The organism is Pseudomonas sp. MH9.2 (assembly GCF_034353875.1).
In the GTDB taxonomy this organism is placed as follows: Bacteria; Pseudomonadota; Gammaproteobacteria; order Pseudomonadales; family Pseudomonadaceae; genus Aquipseudomonas.
Map to the genome: position 1 here is coordinate 1,615,195 of NZ_CP133784.1, position 16,855 is coordinate 1,632,049.

Consider the following 16,855-nt stretch of genomic DNA (forward strand, 5'->3'; position numbering starts at 1 on the left):
AACTTCCTCGCCTTAATAGGTCTTATTGTTGGACCAGCTCAGCGCCGGTTGGCGAGGTAACGCGAACGCCACCCTGTCCTACCAGAATCAGATCGCCCTTATCGTCGGCGGTCACGCCTGCCAGGGAGATGCGGTCAGGACGATTGGACACCTTGAACGAAACGCCGTCGTCAGTGCTGCGCATCACACTGCCGCCATTGCCCACCACTACCAGCGAGCCGTCAGACAGCAGGGCCGCATTCGACAGGCCGAACTCCAGCGGGCCACGTGCGCCCTTGAGTTCGATGGTGGTCCAGGTAGTGCCGAAGTCAGTGGACCGAAACAGGTTACCGCGCAGGCCGTAGGCCAACAGCGTGTCGGATCTGGCAGTGCCGATCACACCGAACAGGGAACCCTGATAAGGGCTTTGTACGCGCTCCCAGGTTTGTCCCTCGTCGGCAGAACGGAACATGCTGCCCATTTCCCCAACAATGAACAGACCCGAATCCTTGACCTGGGCGATGCCGTTGTAGTGGTACTGGTCCTGGTTGTCGATTCGGTCGCTGACATCGGCCCAATGCGCGCCGCCATCAGTGGTCGTCAGCAAGGCGCCATAGGCTCCCACGGCAAAACCTGTCTGGGCGTCCTTGAACCAGACATCCAGCAAGGGTGCTTCGCGGTTGAGGTCTTCGAATTGCTTGGTCCAAGTCGCGCCTGCATCGGCACTGGCAAGAATCTGTGCATCGTGCCCGACTGCCCAACCATGCGTGTCGTCGACAAAATAGACCGCCGTCAGCAACTGCCGGCTCGGCACTTTGGCCTGAGTCCAGGTCTTGCCCTGATCATCGGAATACAGAATGTGGCCCCGGTCGCCCACAACGATCAGCCGCGCACCGGCATGGGTCACGTCGAGCAATAACCCGTGAGAGGATTTGGGCGATTCGATGGAAAAAGTAGAGTCTTCAGCCGTGCTTTGCGCAGCCTGCAAGGGCGCGGCAAAACCAGATACCGACAGCGCGCCGAGCAGCGAGATGGTCACTGAGAGTGCCGCCGCCAGGGACTTGCCTTTACGTAACGCCGATGGACGACCTATAGCCGCATCCACATCGGACTGGGTGCGCCGATTTACAGGCTCACTCATAGACCTCTCCCCCGTTATTGTTATTAGGTCGACCTCAAGGTGTTCCAGAGGGCCGCAACCGCTCTAGAAAAACCCTTTGGAAGCAGACCTATCCTATCCAGCTTTAGAAACGTATGACAATCGACATGACGTTATCTTTTGTTAAGCCGGGCATGCGTGATTGATGGCTTATTCGTTTGCTTGATGACCAGGGTGCGAGCGGACATACCCTATCAAGAAGGGCACGCCTGATTGCAAGACTGCCCGTCCCGGCAGATCGCGCACCTGTGTGGTGACACGCGAGACTGCGATGAAGGGGCCAGGGCAGTCTCACTGCCCCCTACCGGGTACCGCGCCGGCGCAAGGCAGCTGGTTTGAACTCGCTTTCATCAGGGCTGATCTGGCTGAAGTCGATGGTATTAGGCTCCTCATTGTCCAGGTTCTGCACGTGATAGCGACGGGCCTGAAGATCGTGAAATACGTCCAGTGCAGACCAGGTGGTGGGCAGTTCGTAGTAGTTTTTCAGGTAGGCCATCGATACCCGCCACAATTCGCCGCGGCTGTCGTACTGATCGACCACCGCCGCTTGCCAGCTGTCCTCATCCAGATACAGGGTCCGTCTGGAATAGATATGCCGTGCGTTCGGTTTGAGCGTGCCCTCCACCACCCACACCCGATGCAACTCGTGACGCGTATAGGCAGGGTTCAAATGGCCCGCCTGCAACAATTGCTTGTAACTGACCTCCGGGCTGGACACCTTGTAGTTGTTGTAGGGGATGTAAATTTCCTTTTTGCCCACCAGCTTCCAGTCGTAACGGTCCGGCGAACCGTTGAACATGTCGGTGTCATCAGCCGTGCGTAAACCGTCGGCAGCGGGGATTGGCGTGTCATAAGCCAGATTCGGTGCGCGCCGCACCCTGCGCTGGCCTGCGTTATACGCCCAGGCCTGACGTGGCTCCTTAACCTGATCAAGGGTTTCATGCACCAGCACCGCAGAACCGGCAAGACGCGCCGGGCTTTTGGTGAACGACAGGTAATAGAACATCACGTTGCCCAAGCCGGCGTAAGAGCCATCGGGTTCATAAAACTTGAACTTGGCCTCCTGCTGCGACGTGATCGGACTGAAACTGCCATTACGCTGTACAGCCACTTCCGACGCACGACGCACCACATAGGTACCGCGGTAGCGGGCAATGTGGTTCCACAGCACTTCAACCCCGCTTTGCGGCATCGGGAACGGAATACCTCCGTATGCATCGACAAAGCCGTTGCCGCCACCGATCAATTTGGCGCTGCCGGCGTTCTTGCGGGTGTTGTCATAGACCCATTGCGGTGCCGCTCCGGTGCGGCGAGTGGTGTAAACCGGCATCTGGTAGCTGTTCGGGTACGTTTCGAACATCGCGATCTGACCCGGCGTCAGACTTACTTTGTATTGGTCTAGATTGGCCTTGGTGATGGTGAACAACGGCGTGTCTGTGCCAAAGGGATCGACATGCGGTTTGCCGGGGCCTTTGTAACCCGCAGGCGCTTGGGTGAGACCACCACTCCAGGCCGGAATGGTGCCCGCCGCGTTGCCAGCCTTTTCAGCGCCCAGTGGGGTCAGGCTTTTATCCCACGCAGCAGCGTCCGCGGCCTGGACAGTGTTGGCCGTCAGCGTCAGGACAAAGGCGACTGCCATTGACCGATGCGTCTTGAGCATCTGTTTCATGAGCATCTGCACTCTCCTTGATTTCAAAACGAATATTTGACGTTCAACCCGATGTTGTCCCGGTCGCGAATGGCACTGTTCTGCCCTGCCCCGTAAAACTCGGTGTATTGCAGCTCGGCTTCCAGACGGTTCTGGTAGTTGGCCCTGACGCCGAGGGTGTAAGCCTTGCGTCCCTCAATGAAGTTGCCGGTCTGGTGAGAGTTGCCCTCGAAGTCATCCTTGTAGATAACGAAGGGCGACAGGTTGACCCCCGCATACGCATCGTTCCAGGTGCCCTGGAACATCAGCGTGTAGCCAAAAGCATTTTTGTTGACCTGGTCGTCCCGGCCATGGCCATTGATGTACGGAACGTTGCCACGGCTGGAGTAATAACGAGTGCTGCCATCCCAAGCGGTATATTTCAAGCTGCTACCGCGCAAGTGTTCGGAAGACAGCTCGGCGACGCCGGTCAGCGAATCAAAACTCATCCGTGGGCCGAAGTTGTAGATCGTGCCCAATGAGGTGTTGAACATTTCGACGCGTTCGGCGTTATGGATCCTGTCCCCCAGCCCGACGTCATTACCGCCGATATTGACCAGAGCACCCGAGGCCATTTGTGGGGCCTGCATCAGTAAATCGCCGAGCAAATCGCTGGTGGTGGCGATACCAATCGGCATGTTCGGCCGATAAGCCAGTTCCCCGAACAACGAGGCGTCACCCAGAGTCGTATTGAAGCTGACACCAAACATGCGGATGTCTTCAGCGTATTCGCGACGCCCCTGGACCTGATTGGCGACGTCCATGGTGGCCATTCCCCCCACCGCCGAGGTCAGGGTGCTGCGATAGGCTTGGGCCAGTGGCGAATTGGGGGCGGCAGCCAGTGCCGCCTGCAATTGCGCCACGCTGATACCGGCCTGAGCGGCCACCGCCTGTTGAATCGCAGGCGTGGTCGCGGCGGTCAGCTCGGCCAGATTCAACCCACTGTAGCTGCCCAGGTCAGCGTAAATGGTCGGTTCTTTGGCGTGATAATTGACGAAGTAAAAGCCGAATTCGGTGGCGTTGAGCTGTTCGGCCAGATAGCGGAAAGCCACGCCGTATTGCCCGTCGTTTCTCGCGTTGATATCAGGCCCGATCGAGGCCACCTTGAAATTGCCGACGGCGTCAGCACCACCTCCGCCTTGCAGGCCCCCGGCACCCGCCGCACTGAGGCCCTGATACAAACCGTTGAGTGTGCTCAGCTGCGGCATCACCGCATAGGCCGTATTGCCACCATCGGCAAACAGATCGGTTTCCGAAAAATAGGTGCCCACCGGATCAACCTGGGTTTCCTTCCAGCTGAATTGGTAGAAGGTTTCCATCGACAGGTTGTCGCTCAACCCCACGTTGAAATTCAGCGCCTCGATGGGCACCAGTACCTCCTTGAGTTCAGAGCCAGGCAACCGGAATTGCGCAGCATTGATCGGGTTGGTGGTGTTGACTCCACCTCGATAGAAAAGCCCCTCGCCCCAGTTGAATACTTGTCGGCCCAGACGCGCCGTCAGCGGCAAATCACCGACCTCCCAATTACCGTAGACATAGGCATCGAGAATTTGTGCATCGCGCCCGGCACTGTGACGAGTGGCATAAGTGAAGCTGTCGTTATGCGGAAAGTTCTGACTGGGTTGCGACGGATTATTGTTACCCGAGTAATCGGTGCGCTTATCCATAATCTGTGTGTCATAGAACGCCGAGCCACGTACGAAAGCTCCATAGTTCTTGTAGGAAACTTCCAAGTCACTCGTAACTTTATAAACCTCCGAGACCAATCCGGTATCAAAGTTACGATTACCGTCATTGATATTGACATCATCATTAGTCTTGTCCCGGCCTTGCACTCGCCACAGCTGCCCATAAGACAATGTGGTATCGAACGAGCCTTTGATTTCATCATCGGCGAAACTGAACTCGACAGCCTCGACCTCCACGCCGCCCAGCAAGGGCAAAAGCCCGGCCAAGGTAAAGCCCGCAACCCTTGGTGCGAAACGCAACCGCGCCCTGACAGGTCCCTTCTCCATAATGACTTACTCCCTGAAGTTACTTATTTACATGCATTAATTATTTTTATAAGAAACATCCCTTTAGCTTGTAGGAAATTTCACAAGTTAAACGCACGCAAGCCGTTCTCAAGTTAAAAACCCGCAATCCGGATGCCAAATGTAATAACAAAGGAGAGGATAAGTGTTACAGAACAAAAAACCAATCATTAAGGCAATAACATACGCCGTTCAACGCACGGAGAATATCCCAAGCAGTATTTCAGGAGCGAATACAATCCGACACACACCGAAAAGTTAGTAACTGCATGTGAGTTATCCGTCCAAGACAGGCCGTCGATACTTTCTTTACGCAAAAAAATGTTACCCCATTGTTTGCGGGTAACACTTTTCAGAGGGGACTATCCATTGTGCCTGTTGCTGGCGAAGGCGATGAATTAAGCCAGACTTTTGCTCACCACCTCATACACGTCGCTCGACAGATCGCCCGAAGCACGAATGCGCTCCAGTTCGGCCTTCATCAGGGCCTGACGGGCGCTGTCGTATTTGCGCCAGCGTGTCAGCGGTGCCAATTGGCGCGAGGCGATCTGTGGATTGAAGGCGTTCAGCTCAATCACCAGGTCCGCCAGGAAGCGATAGCCCGAGCCATCCGCCGCATGGAAGTTGATCAGGTTCTGACCGGCGAATGCGCCGACCAACGCACGAACCTTGTTCGGATTTTTCATCGTGAAGGCCGGGTGCGCCATCAACGCTTTAACCCGTTGCAGGCCACCGGGCAAGGTGCTTGCAGCCTGGACGCTGAACCATTGGTCCATGACCAGCGGATTGTCCTTGAAGTTGTCGGCAAACGTGGCCAGGGCCTTGGCTTTCTCTTCGGCGAATGGCGAGTTCACCAACACCGCGAGCGCAGTCAAGCGCTCGGTCATGTTGTCGCACGTATCGAACTGCTCAAGGCAGGCCGCAAGCACCTGCGGTTTGCCACTGAGCATCAGGTACGACAGGGCGATGTTTTGCAGGCCACGACGGGCAAAATGCTCGGCCTCGGCGACATAAGCGGTCTTTTTCGACAGCTCGCGGTTGGCCTGGTAACGCTGCCATAAGCCCTCGAACAGGCTGTCGGCCAATTGCTTGCGGGCAAACTCGCGGGCGGCATGGATCGCGTCCACGTCGGCGACTTCGCTGATTTCTGTCAGATAGGCCTCGCCCGGCAACGACAGCATCTCGGCAACCATGGCCTGATCAAGCTGATCGTCAGCCAGCACGCTATTCAACGCAGTGACCAGACGCTGATCGAGCACCAGGGCCTCACCCTTCTGGTGTTGGCCGATCAATTCCTGCAGCACCTGTACCGACAGTTGCTGGCCTGCTTCCCAGCGATTGAAGCCGTCGCTGTCATGCTGCATCAGGAACATCAGTTGGTCACGGTTGTACGGGAAGCTCAGTTTCACCGGTGCCGAGAAACCACGCAGCAACGACGGCAGCGGCTTTTCAGCGATGTCGACGAAGGTGAAGGTCTGCTCGGCTTCGTTCACCGAAATCACCCGCGAGGTGCCCGACGCCGTTGCTTCGCCGGACAGACGCAAGGCTATTTCGCCGCCCTGCGCATCCAGCAAGCCGAGCGCCACCGGGATCACGAAGGGTTGTTTTTCCTGTTTGTCCGGGGTCGCCGGGTAGCTTTGACGGAAAGTCAGGCTGTAGGTTTTCGCCGCGCTGTCATACGCCTCGCTCACCGCCAGACGTGGGGTGCCCGCCTGGCTGTACCAGCGTTTGAACTGGGTCAGCTCGACGCTATTGGCGTCTTCCATGGCTTTGATGAAGTCATCACAGGTCACGGCTTGACCGTCATGGCGTTCAAAGTACAGGTCGCTGCCTTTACGGAAGCCCTCGGTACCGAGCAAGGTGCGCAACATGCGCACCACTTCCGAGCCCTTCTCGTACACGGTCAGGGTATAGAAGTTGGAAATCTCGATGAAGCTGGCCGGGCGCACGGCGTGGGCCATCGGGCCGGCATCTTCGGCGAACTGGTGGGTACGCAGGTAAGCGACGTCTTCGATGCGCTTGACCGTGCGCGAGTTCATGTCGGCCGAGAACTCAGCGTCACGGAAGACCGTGAAGCCTTCCTTCAACGACAGCTGGAACCAGTCGCGGCAAGTCACGCGGTTGCCCGACCAGTTGTGGAAATATTCGTGGGCGACCACCGCTTCGACCCGCTGGTGCGCGGCATCGGTGGCGGTTTCGGCGCGAGCCAGCACACAGCTGGAGTTGAAGATGTTGAGGCCCTTGTTCTCCATGGCGCCCATGTTGAAGTCGTTGACCGCCACGATCATGAAGATGTCCAGGTCGTATTCGCGACCGTAGGTCTCTTCGTCCCAGCGCATGGACTTCTTCAGGCTGTTCATGGCGTGCTCGCACTTGTCGACGTTTTCAGGCTCGACATAAATGCGCAGTGTCACGTCGCGCTGGTTCATGGTGGTGAACACGTCTTCGATGCACCACAGATCGCCGGCCACCAGCGCGAACAGGTACGCCGGCTTCATGAACGGATCTTCCCAGGTCGCCCAATGCCGACCGTCCTCTCCCGGGCCACTGGCAATCGGGTTGCCGTTGGACAGCAGTACCGGATAGCTGTGCTGCTCGGCGCTGACGGTGGTGGTGAACTTGCTCATCACGTCAGGTCGGTCGAGGTAATAGGTGATCTTGCGGAAGCCTTCGGCCTCGCACTGGGTGCAGAACATCCCGCTGGACTTGTACAAGCCTTCCAGCGCGGTATTGGTTTCCGGGTGAATCCGTACCGAGGTGTCGAGGGTGAATTGCGCAGCCTTGGGTTGCACGGTCAGCTGGTCGGGAGTCTGTTGGTAGTCGCCGACACCCAGTTCAGTGTCGTCGAGCTTGAGCGACAGCAGTTCGAGCAACTGCCCATCCAGCACCAGCTGCGGCAGACCGGCACCGCGCGCCGGGTTACGACGCATCACCAGTTGCGCATGGACCAGAGTGTGGTCCTCGAACAGTTCGAAGGTCAGGTGCGTCTCGTCAATGAGGTACTCAGGCGCCTGATAGTCTTTCAGATAGATCATTTTCGGTTGTTCTGTGCGCATGCTGGAGTCCTTACTGATGCACGGCGAGCTGATAAGCCGTGTACTTACGAATATTGATCACGCCGGTATCGAAGATCAGGTACTGCCCCTTGATCCCCATCAGCGTGCCTTCAGCGATCGGGTTCTTGTCCAGATTGAAGCTGACGATCTTGGTCGGATAAGCCTCGACCGGGTAACGAATTTCAATTGGCTCGACGTCATGCAAGAGTTGGACGGCCTGCAGGCCGAATCGTTCTTGCAAGCCGAGCAAGCCTTCGCCACAGGTGTCGAACAGTTGCTGGCGAACGGCTTTAAGGTCCACCGGCGGTGCATCGCCCTTGAGCAAGGCACGCCAGTTGGTACGGTCGGCCACCTGACTGCGCAACAGGTCTTCGACAAAACCGGACTGCTGCCGCGTCGCGACGCGCACAATCGGCACCGCCTGACTGGCCCCCTGATCAAGCCAGCGGGTGGGCAATTGCGTGGCGCGGGTGATGCCGACCTTGACCCCGGAAGAGTTGGCCAGATAAACCACATGATCGGTCATGCAGAACTGCTCGCCCCACGCCGGATCACGGCAGGTTCCCTGTTCGTAGTGGCATTTTTCCGGGCTCATGATGCAAATATCGCATTGCGCCAGTTTGGTCATGCACGGGTAGCAATACCCTTGGCTGAAGCTGGTCTTGGTCTTGCGCCCGCAATGGGTGCAATTGATCGCGCCCAGGTATTCCAGGCGCACCGTCTTGCCGATCATGGGATTGACCGGTATGTCCGTGTCGCCCAGACGAAAACCGTACTGCACCCACGGCGCGTCGAGACGCGCCGACATTTTGCTGATTGCACCGCGGCCAATCTCGATCAATGGATAGCATCCGACTTGAACAGGATGTTAGGCACTGTTATCGATTTTGAACTGCATTCCTGCGGTCCCATATAGCCGGTGCGTTGTTCCTCGGGCAAGTTCTGGACTTCCCAGGCGATCAACGCTTGCAAGGACAACTCACGCTGTTCCTGGGACAGCTTGCGACCGTCGGACCACTTGCCGATTTCCACTGCCAATTTCAGGCTTTGGTAAATGTCCGGGGTAATGTTTTCGATCATTTCAACAAAAGAGGACATATCACTCTCCACAGTAAGGACACAATTTTAACCAGCCCGGCGAGCTAAAGCTCCGCCTACAAGACCCGTAACACAACCGATGATCAGGCCGCCGACATGAGCGCCGTTGGCGATGGCGCCGAAGCCCAGCATGCTGATCAGACCCGACAGGCACAGCAGCAGCCAGACCAGCATCATGATCAGTACGCCGCGAGGCAGACGATAAACAGGGTTCGGCGCCAGCCACTGGAAGATCCAGCAATGGCCGAGCAGGCCGTAGAGTACTCCCGAAAGCCCGCCAAACAGGGTCGGCCCACTGACCAGATATTGGGTGTAGTTGGACACCAGGCTGAACAGCAAGGTCAGCCCGAGCAAGTGCCAACTGCCCTCGCGCGACTCGATCCGCCGCCCCAGTTCCCAGTACCACATGCCGTTCATCGACAGATGGAGAATACCGAAATGCACCAGCATCGGTGTGACCAGCCGCCACCACTGCCCCGCTGCCAGACTGTCGGCCAGTGGCATGAAGGTGATGTAGTCACCCCGCACGCGGAAGTCGAGAAAAGTCAGCCAGCTCAGGGTGTCAAACCGGTCACCGAGCAGGGTGACGGCGCCAACCACCAGGCACAGCAGCAATACCAGTGTCGTAACCGGGCTGTTGCGCAATTGTTGGACAAAGCCCGGCCGGGCGTAGGTCGCCCCCAGCTCGACAGCGGGCAATTCATAGGCGGGATCGCCTTCGGGGAAGCGTTGATACAGCACTCGGATGTCATCTGCCAATTGCGCATTTGGCACCCACAAAACTTGCTCACCCGCCTCTTCACTGACCCGATGGGGCACGCGCAGGCGTCGCAACAAGCCGACGAAGCCGCTCAAGTCAGTGGTCAACGGCAAGCGTAGTACTGCAACAGGACTCATTGCACAGCCTCTGGACGTTCAACATCAACCCAGACGAATTTGCGTGGGTCGATGCAGGTTTCCTGGTCCAGCCGATAGGCGACCAGCTTGCCGTAAAGCACGGCGCTGTAATCCAGACAGGCCAGGTTCGGCCGGATTGGGGCGGGGTTGCCACTGCGCCAATAATGGCCAACGAACAGCAAGGGTTCGTCGATGCCGTAGCGTAACAAGGCATTTTTTTCGAGTGGCGACAACGGTGTCTTCGCGACCAGATCAGGCAAGGCGTCCGGCTGAAACACGACGTCGCCGTACGTTTGCGGGTCGTCTTCCCAAAACTTGGTGCGGAAAAACGCACGGGTCAGGCCATCGCCGCCGGTCAGGGTCAGGCCATGCGGCAGGCGCATGTCTGTCCCCCGCAGCAGACGGTCGAAGACGTTGCTGGCGAAACTGCCGGGCTCGGCGGACGCCTGAACAAAGTGCTCATCTATACAACCGTCGCTGTACTGCGCCCGTAGCGGCTCGATCAAACCCGCGTCCCAACAGGCGTGAACCATGCGAAACCGCCCGGCATCGATAAACAGCGGCATCGTGTAGAACCACGCGAGGAAGTCATGCCAGTCCTGAGGATGCTGGTCGAACTGGCTCAGGGTTTCCTCAAGCAGCCGCGCGTGACGCGGCGTATGTTCGCGCACGAATTGCTTGTGGCTGCCCGGCAAAGCTGGCGTGCTCCAGCCCAGCGCATTGAATTCATGGTTGCCCATGATGCAGTGGGCCTGGCCCGCTTCGACCATGTCATGAACGATGTGCAGCGCTTCGCGGATTCGCGGGCCACGGTCGATGATGTCGCCAAGAAACAGCGCGATACGTTCAGGGTGGCGCCAGACGCCCGCCTGAAAACGGTAACCGAGGGTGTCGAGCAAGTGCTCAAGGGTATGGGCACAACCATGCACGTCACCGATCAGATCATAGCTACGCGCGGGATCGAGCATCAATCGCCTCCACCACCGAGCCGGCTGCCCCAGCCAAGCTTGGTGCGGCAGACTTCGTAATAATTGTGATCAAGCGGATGAATCAACCGCAGCTTTTGCGGCTTCTTGCTGATGTTGATCGTATCACCGGGCGCGCAGGTGAAATGGTTCTGCCCGTCACACGAGACTTGCGGGTAGATCTGCATGTCTTTGGACACGACGATCTTCAATTCGCTGTTGCCATCGACCACGATCGGCCGGCCTGACAGGGTGTGCGGGTACATTGGCACGATGACGATCGCGTCGAGTTTGGGGTGCATGATCGGCCCGCCCGCCGACAGCGCGTAGGCAGTCGAACCGGTCGGCGTGGCGACGATCAGGCCGTCGGCCTTCTGGCTGCAGACGAACTGGCCGTCGATATACAGCTCGAACTCGATCATCCGCGTCGATTTACCGGGGTGCAGTACCACATCGTTGAGCGCATCACCCTGACCAATGGCGTCGCCATGGCGCCGTACTTCGGCCTGAAGCAGGAAGCGGTTCTCCACCAGATAGTGGCCGTCGAGCACTTCGGCGACTTTCACTTCCAGCTCATCGGGACGGATATCGGTGAGGAACCCCAGGCTGCCCCGGTTGATCCCCAGCACCGGCACGTTATGACGCGCCAAGGCCCGGGCAGCACCCAAAAGGCTGCCATCACCGCCGACGACGATGACCATGTCGCAGACTTCGCCCAGCATTTTACGCGTCGACGTCTGCAGACCATGCCCCGGCAAGACTTCGGCGATGGTGTCTTCGAGGATCACGTGCATGTGCCGCTCGAGCAGAAACGCCTTCAGTCGGCGAACGGTATCAAGCACCTGCGAACTGCCGAGGCGACCAATGATGCCGATATTGCGAAATTGCTCCATGGGGCTCCTGCGGGATTCGATACGACTCAAAGAAAGCGATTATGGGTGAAAGGCCTGCCCAGCGGCAAACCGGTGCGGATTATTTGCCTGCCCGGACATCCTCGCGAATGACCCAACCCCTTCAACACAGGCTATTCTCGCTGAATGACTTTATTCCCGAGCCTACTCGACCTGCCCCGCCAGTTGCGCCACCCCGAAGTGCGCGACCTGGCGTGGGTCATCCTCGCACCGCCGATGCTTGCCGAAACGCCCTGGCCCCAGCGTCACCCCCTGACGGGCAGTGATTGGGTGCAAGCGCCGCACACCCTGGCCGACTGGTTACTGCGTCTGGATCAGGACAGCAGCGCCCTGAATCACTGGCTGGCACTGGGCGCGACCCGACGCCTGGGTCTGTATTACGAGCGGCTGTGGCAATTTGCCGTGCAGCAGGCACCCGGCGTTGAAATGATCGCCGCCAATTTACCTATTCGCCTGGCCGGTCACACGCTGGGGGAGCTGGACATGCTTCTGCGTGACCGGGACGGCGTGCACCACGTGGAGTTGGCGATCAAACTCTATCTGGGGCCGCAACGGGGCGATGGCAAGGACCCCGCGCAATGGTTGGGGCCCGGTTGTCATGACCGACTGGACCGCAAGCTCGCGCACCTGAGCCAGCATCAACTGCCAATCTCGGCACGACCCGAGGCCCGTGAAGCCCTTGATGCGCTGGACATTCGCCAGTTCAGCGCTGAACTGTGGCTGGGGGGTTACCTGCTTTATCCATGGCCCGGGAAAGCACAATCACCGGCGGGCGCGCACCGTCAGCACCTGAATGGACGCTGGCTGCATCAGCATGACTGGGCAGATTTCATCGCGCAAAGCCCCGCAGGTCGTTGGCAACCCCTGCCGCGCCATGCCTGGCTGGCTCCCGCCCATTACAGTGAAGCGCAGACCTGGCAGGCCGATCAGTTACAGGAGTGGCTGCTGCAACTGGACCCGCTGGCGCCAGCACAGCTCTTGGTGCGCTTGACCGAAAACGGTGGCGGCGATTGGGAAGAGGCCGAGCGCCTGTTCCTGGTCTCGGATCAGTGGCCCTATCTAGGGAATACCACCAACGCCGTCGCCTCAGTCGCCGTACCAATGCCGCCGGCTTGAGCGTTCGGCCGGAATCTATGCAGTGATAGGTGATCAGACTTTTTTGGTATTGGGCAACAGAACCGTAAAAATCCCCAGCAGTGGCAGGAACGAGCAGAGCGAGTACACGTAGATGATTCCGTGGATATCGGCCAGGTAGCCGAGCAACGCTGCGCCAATCCCACCGAAACCGAACATCAAGCCAAAGAACACCCCGGCAATCATCCCCACGTTGCCCGGCACCAGCTCTTGAGCAAACACCACAATGGCGGAAAACGCCGAGGCCAGAATGAAGCCGATGATCACGCTCAGCACGCTGGTCCAGAACAGGTCCGCATAGGGCAGCATCAAGGTGAACGGCGCCACCCCAAGGATCGAGAACCAGATCACCGTTTTACGCCCGACTTTGTCGCCTATAGGGCCGCCAAAGAACGTACCGGCGGCTACCGCACCGAGAAACAGGAACAGGTGCAGTTGCGAACTGGCCACCGACAGGTCGAATTTCTGGATCAGGTAAAACGTGAAATAGCTGGTGAAACTGGCCATGTAGAAGTATTTGGAAAACACCAGAAAGCCGAGGACCATCAACGCGCCGGTCACCCGCTTTTTCGACAGGCCATGGGTCGCTTGCTGCCCTGCCTTGAGTTTGAACAGGTTCAGGTGCGCGCGGTACCAACGACTGATCGCGTACAGCAAACCGATGGCAAACACCGCGAACAGCCCGAACCAGGCGACATTGCCTTGGCCAAACGGAATGATGATGGCTGCAGCCAGCAGTGGGCCAAATGCCGACCCTGCGTTGCCACCGACCTGAAAGGTAGACTGAGCCAGGCCAAAGCGGCCACCCGAGGCCAGTCGGGCGATACGCGACGCTTCCGGGTGAAATGTCGAAGAACCAACGCCGATCAATGCCGACGCCAGCAGAATGAGCGGAAAGCTGCCGACCATCGACAGCATGACAATCCCTACCAGCGTACAAATAGCACCGGCCGGCAATAGCAGCGGGTTCGGATGACGATCCGTGTAATAACCCACCCAAGGCTGCAACAGCGACGCCGTGATCTGAAAGGTCAGGGTAATCAATCCGACCTGAGTGAAGGTCAACCCGTAGTTGGCCTTGAGCATTGGATAGATCGACGGCAGTACCGCCTGAATCAGGTCATTGATCAAATGCGCCAGAGCCACGGCACCAATGATGCGCATGACCAGAGGACTGCTTTGGCTCGCTGCCAAGGGCGGGACCGGGCTGGACTGAATATTGCTGATAGCCATGAAGATCATCCGTAACAATGGGTATGCGCTTTACAACCGTGATTGCAAAGGATGCCGCCAACAGTGGCGGCGCCAATGTGCCACTTTTTAGCGCATGAATGCCATTTTTTGTTGCGGACTCTGCCTGGCTGGCAAAATTTATCCTCCCTGATGCCAGTGCATCCAAAAGCATCAGTAGAGGTATTCGCTAAGCGACAGATCCCTGCGGCGACACTTCGAATTCATCTGAGCCATCAGCCCCGTGCAAGGAAACCTTCGACGTCTCCGGCAACGCCAATCCGCCCGCCAGCGCCAGCACTGCGACGGCCATCAGGTAAAAAGCCGGGGACAGGTTGCTGCCGGTCGTGGTGATCAGCCAGGTGGCAACCAGTGGCGCGGTACCACCAAAAATCGTGTAGGCCATGTTGTAGGTGATCGCCGAGGCGGTGTAACGCGTACGTGTAGGAAAGGTTTCGGAGAGCAAGGCCGCCGTGACCACACCACAGAGCACTGCTCCCACCGCCAACAACATTACGCCGAAGATCGACGCAATGAACGAGCCGGAACTGGCCATCAGGAATGCGGGATACACCACCACAAGCAACAACACGCCAGCGCTCGCTATTGTCGCCCGCCGCCCGACCCTGTCGGAAAACATCCCGGCCAATGGGCAGATTGCGGCGGCAAAAATCAGCGCAACCACCGACACCAGCAATGCCGTAGCCCGGCTCAGACCGCCTGCGACTTGCAGGTACGTGGCGAAATAGGTGGTGAACATATAAAACGAAAGCGCCGTCAACGACACGAACGCGCCCAGGCAGCAGATCGCGGCACCATGGGTACGCAGGGTTTCGCGCAATGGGGAATGGGCCACTGCAGCCTCGTTGGCGACGGCTTGAAACGCCGGGGTTTCATCCAGTTTCCAGCGCAGATACAGCCCGACCAACCCCAACGGGGCTGCCAGCAGAAACGGCAAACGCCAGCCCCAAGTGCTCATGGCGTCCAGCGACAGCGACGACTCCAGCGCATAGGCCACCACCGCCGCGCAGGCAAAGGCGGAGAACGTCGAGACCGGCACAAAGCTGCCATACCAGGCGCGCTGGGTGCGCGGTGCATGCTCCATCAGATAAGCGCAGGCGCCAGCGTATTCACCCCCGGCGGAAAACCCCTGGGCACAGCGAATCAACGTCAACAACACCGGCGCCAGCACGCCAATTGCCGCGTAATTGGGCAGCACGCCAATCAACGTCGTCGCACCCGCCATCAGCAGGATGGTCAAGGCCAGGGTTTTCTTGCGCCCTACCCGGTCACCGAGCATGCCGAAGAAAATACCGCCCAAGGGCCGAAAAGCGAACGCCACAGCAAAGACAGCGAACGTCTTCAACAACGCGGCGCTGGGGTCGCTGCTGGGGAAAAACTGCTGAGCGATAGTCGTCGCCAAAAAGCCGTACACCGCAAAGTCGAACCACTCGACAAAATTGCCAATGGCCGCCGCACAGATCACGCGTCTCAAGGTGGCAGGGTCTACAGCCTTCATTGCTTGGGTTGTCATGCTGACCTCGGCGCGCTCATCAGGAAGGTATCGATTAGAAGTTATCGATTATCCGGGCCGCGCCGAGATGTACGTGCTCCACATGTGTCATCCGCATACTCAGGGCCGACCCGTTACCAAATGAGATTCGCAGGATTCATGCCATGAGACTCAGAGCGTGGTCCTCGCCGCCATCCCGCGCCGCCCCTGCAAGCCGCCGGTGTGCACAAAAATCAAGCGAGTGCCTCGGGCCAATAACCCTGCTGCCACCCGATCATGCAAAGCCAGTAGCGCTTTGCCGGTATACAGCGGCTCCAGTGGCAGGCCGCTGTCGGCTTCACTGACGGAGATGAAGTCCAGCAAGTGCGGATCGGTCCTGGCAAAGCCGCCGCGGCTCGCGTCCAGCAGGTAATAGCTGCAATGGCGCTCGTTAGCCCGCTCGATGACAGCAGAGACGTGCTCGGCGACACCGTGGTCGTCCGGCACCGCCAGAGCGCCATAGACCGGGTGGGCGCCCGTTTCAGCCAGGACCAGCCCGGCCAGGGTGGTTCCGGTGCCTGCCGCCAACCACCAGGCGTGATAATCGTCCCAACCCAGTTGACTCAATTGGCTGCGCGCTTGAACCACCAAATCGGCACAGCCCAAAGCACCGGGCAATCCACCACCGCCTTCCGGTACCGGGTGCAGGTGCGGGTAAAGTGCTTGCCATGGCAACCAGAAATCCGCCTGATGCCGAGCCCGATAACCGGCGTAACCCAACCAGTGCAGCTGCATGCCAAATGCCTGCAAATCAAGACTTGTCGGGGTGTCTTGCGCATGGCCGCGCAGCAGGCCGACGGTGGGGAAACCGAAGCGTTTGCCCGCTGCGGCCAAGGCATGCAGGTGATTGGAATGCGCACCGCCGAGGCTGATCACGCCTTCAGCACCGGCCTCGGCTGCCGCCGCCAGATGATGAGTCAGCTTGAACCACTTGTTGCCGGAGATCAGCGGGTCGATCAAGTCCAGACGAAGGACAGCCACCTCGACACCAGCCTGTTTTAGCCAAGGCAGATGCAAGGGTTGGAGGGGGGCGTTGGGCGGGTGGGGTATTGGGGGAAACATGAGGTTGGAGTCAGTAAACAAAGAGGCCGCAGTTTAGCATTGCGCCCTCTTTGGTTTTTTCAGGCAGACCGGCGAATCGGGTTCATTCGCGA

Annotated in this window: 13 protein-coding genes; 1 reads left to right on the top strand and 12 read right to left on the bottom strand. The window is 58.6% G+C overall.

Translation table 11 applies throughout. From position 1 onward, the window contains the following. Positions 1-22 precede the first annotated feature (22 nt). The 9 genes from RHM55_RS07530 to RHM55_RS07570 all read right to left on the bottom strand — a co-directional run bounded on the left by RHM55_RS07530 (position 23) and on the right by RHM55_RS07570 (position 11,767). Positions 23-1,120 carry a WD40/YVTN/BNR-like repeat-containing protein gene (locus tag RHM55_RS07530; RefSeq protein ID WP_322180742.1) on the bottom strand — a complete coding sequence of 366 codons (1,098 nt, stop codon included), beginning with the start codon at positions 1,118-1,120 and terminating at the stop codon, positions 23-25. 319 nt (positions 1,121-1,439) lie between these two features. Beyond that, entirely contained in the window at positions 1,440-2,798 is a 1,359-nt protein-coding gene (locus RHM55_RS07535) for a DUF1329 domain-containing protein (protein ID WP_322182783.1), read from the bottom strand. A 32-nt stretch (positions 2,799-2,830) separates the two neighbouring features. Continuing rightward, the gene (locus RHM55_RS07540; protein WP_322180744.1) at positions 2,831-4,840 is read right to left on the bottom strand and encodes a DUF1302 domain-containing protein; all 2,010 of its coding nucleotides are present in this window, start codon (positions 4,838-4,840) and stop codon (positions 2,831-2,833) included. A 416-nt stretch (positions 4,841-5,256) separates the two neighbouring features. Beyond that, positions 5,257-7,914, bottom strand: coding sequence for an aminopeptidase N (gene pepN / locus RHM55_RS07545; RefSeq protein WP_322180747.1), 2,658 nt, complete (start codon positions 7,912-7,914; stop codon positions 5,257-5,259). A gap of 10 nt (positions 7,915-7,924) precedes the next feature. Then, entirely contained in the window at positions 7,925-8,755 is an 831-nt protein-coding gene (locus tag RHM55_RS07550) for a DUF2797 domain-containing protein (RefSeq protein WP_322180749.1), read from the bottom strand. Next, positions 8,752-9,012, bottom strand: a complete 261-nt coding sequence (locus RHM55_RS07555; RefSeq protein ID WP_219061586.1) for a YeaC family protein — start codon at positions 9,010-9,012, stop codon at positions 8,752-8,754. Before RHM55_RS07555 ends, RHM55_RS07550 begins: the two co-directional genes overlap by 4 nt. A 27-nt stretch (positions 9,013-9,039) precedes the next feature. Next, positions 9,040-9,909 (bottom strand): rhomboid family intramembrane serine protease, encoded by an 870-nt coding sequence (locus RHM55_RS07560; protein ID WP_322180752.1) that lies wholly within the window; start codon positions 9,907-9,909, stop codon positions 9,040-9,042. Beyond that, the gene (locus RHM55_RS07565; protein ID WP_219061588.1) at positions 9,906-10,877 is read right to left on the bottom strand and encodes a metallophosphoesterase; all 972 of its coding nucleotides are present in this window, start codon (positions 10,875-10,877) and stop codon (positions 9,906-9,908) included. Before RHM55_RS07565 ends, RHM55_RS07560 begins: the two co-directional genes overlap by 4 nt. Further along, positions 10,877-11,767, bottom strand: coding sequence for an NAD(+) kinase (locus RHM55_RS07570; RefSeq protein ID WP_219061589.1), 891 nt, complete (start codon positions 11,765-11,767; stop codon positions 10,877-10,879). The genes RHM55_RS07565 and RHM55_RS07570 overlap by 1 nt, the downstream gene beginning before the upstream one ends. A 144-nt stretch (positions 11,768-11,911) precedes the next feature. Between RHM55_RS07570 and RHM55_RS07575 the strand changes: the two genes are divergently transcribed. Continuing rightward, positions 11,912-12,901, top strand: a complete 990-nt coding sequence (locus RHM55_RS07575; RefSeq protein ID WP_322180754.1) for a DUF1853 family protein — start codon at positions 11,912-11,914, stop codon at positions 12,899-12,901. 33 nt (positions 12,902-12,934) lie between these two features. Here the strand turns inward: RHM55_RS07575 and RHM55_RS07580 are convergent, their stop codons facing one another. The 3 genes from RHM55_RS07580 to RHM55_RS07590 form a co-directional block, all read right to left on the bottom strand. Then, the gene (locus RHM55_RS07580) at positions 12,935-14,152 is read right to left on the bottom strand and encodes an MFS transporter (protein ID WP_322180756.1); all 1,218 of its coding nucleotides are present in this window, start codon (positions 14,150-14,152) and stop codon (positions 12,935-12,937) included. 187 nt (positions 14,153-14,339) lie between these two features. Then, positions 14,340-15,683: an MFS transporter gene (locus RHM55_RS07585; protein WP_322180758.1), complete on the bottom strand. Its 1,344-nt coding sequence runs from the start codon at positions 15,681-15,683 to the stop codon at positions 14,340-14,342. A gap of 150 nt (positions 15,684-15,833) precedes the next feature. After that, entirely contained in the window at positions 15,834-16,763 is a 930-nt protein-coding gene (locus RHM55_RS07590) for a 1-aminocyclopropane-1-carboxylate deaminase/D-cysteine desulfhydrase (RefSeq protein ID WP_322180760.1), read from the bottom strand. Positions 16,764-16,855 lie beyond the last annotated feature (92 nt).

Bases quoted from the DNA above. Each gene is read 5' to 3' on its own strand.
- RHM55_RS07530 (WP_322180742.1), bottom strand. From the start codon at position 1,120: ATGAGTGAGCCTGTAAATCGGCGCACCCAGTCCGATGTGGATGCGGCT.
- RHM55_RS07535 (WP_322182783.1), bottom strand. From the start codon at position 2,798: ATGCTCAAGACGCATCGGTCAATGGCAGTCGCCTTTGTCCTGACGCTG.
- RHM55_RS07540 (WP_322180744.1), bottom strand. From the start codon at position 4,840: ATGGAGAAGGGACCTGTCAGGGCGCGGTTGCGTTTCGCACCAAGGGTT.
- pepN (WP_322180747.1), bottom strand. From the start codon at position 7,914: ATGCGCACAGAACAACCGAAAATGATCTATCTGAAAGACTATCAGGCG.
- RHM55_RS07555 (WP_219061586.1), bottom strand. From the start codon at position 9,012: ATGTCCTCTTTTGTTGAAATGATCGAAAACATTACCCCGGACATTTAC.
- RHM55_RS07560 (WP_322180752.1), bottom strand. From the start codon at position 9,909: ATGAGTCCTGTTGCAGTACTACGCTTGCCGTTGACCACTGACTTGAGC.
- RHM55_RS07565 (WP_219061588.1), bottom strand. From the start codon at position 10,877: ATGCTCGATCCCGCGCGTAGCTATGATCTGATCGGTGACGTGCATGGT.
- RHM55_RS07570 (WP_219061589.1), bottom strand. From the start codon at position 11,767: ATGGAGCAATTTCGCAATATCGGCATCATTGGTCGCCTCGGCAGTTCG.
- RHM55_RS07575 (WP_322180754.1), top strand. From the start codon at position 11,912: ATGACTTTATTCCCGAGCCTACTCGACCTGCCCCGCCAGTTGCGCCAC.
- RHM55_RS07580 (WP_322180756.1), bottom strand. From the start codon at position 14,152: ATGGCTATCAGCAATATTCAGTCCAGCCCGGTCCCGCCCTTGGCAGCG.
- RHM55_RS07585 (WP_322180758.1), bottom strand. From the start codon at position 15,683: ATGACAACCCAAGCAATGAAGGCTGTAGACCCTGCCACCTTGAGACGC.
- RHM55_RS07590 (WP_322180760.1), bottom strand. From the start codon at position 16,763: ATGTTTCCCCCAATACCCCACCCGCCCAACGCCCCCCTCCAACCCTTG.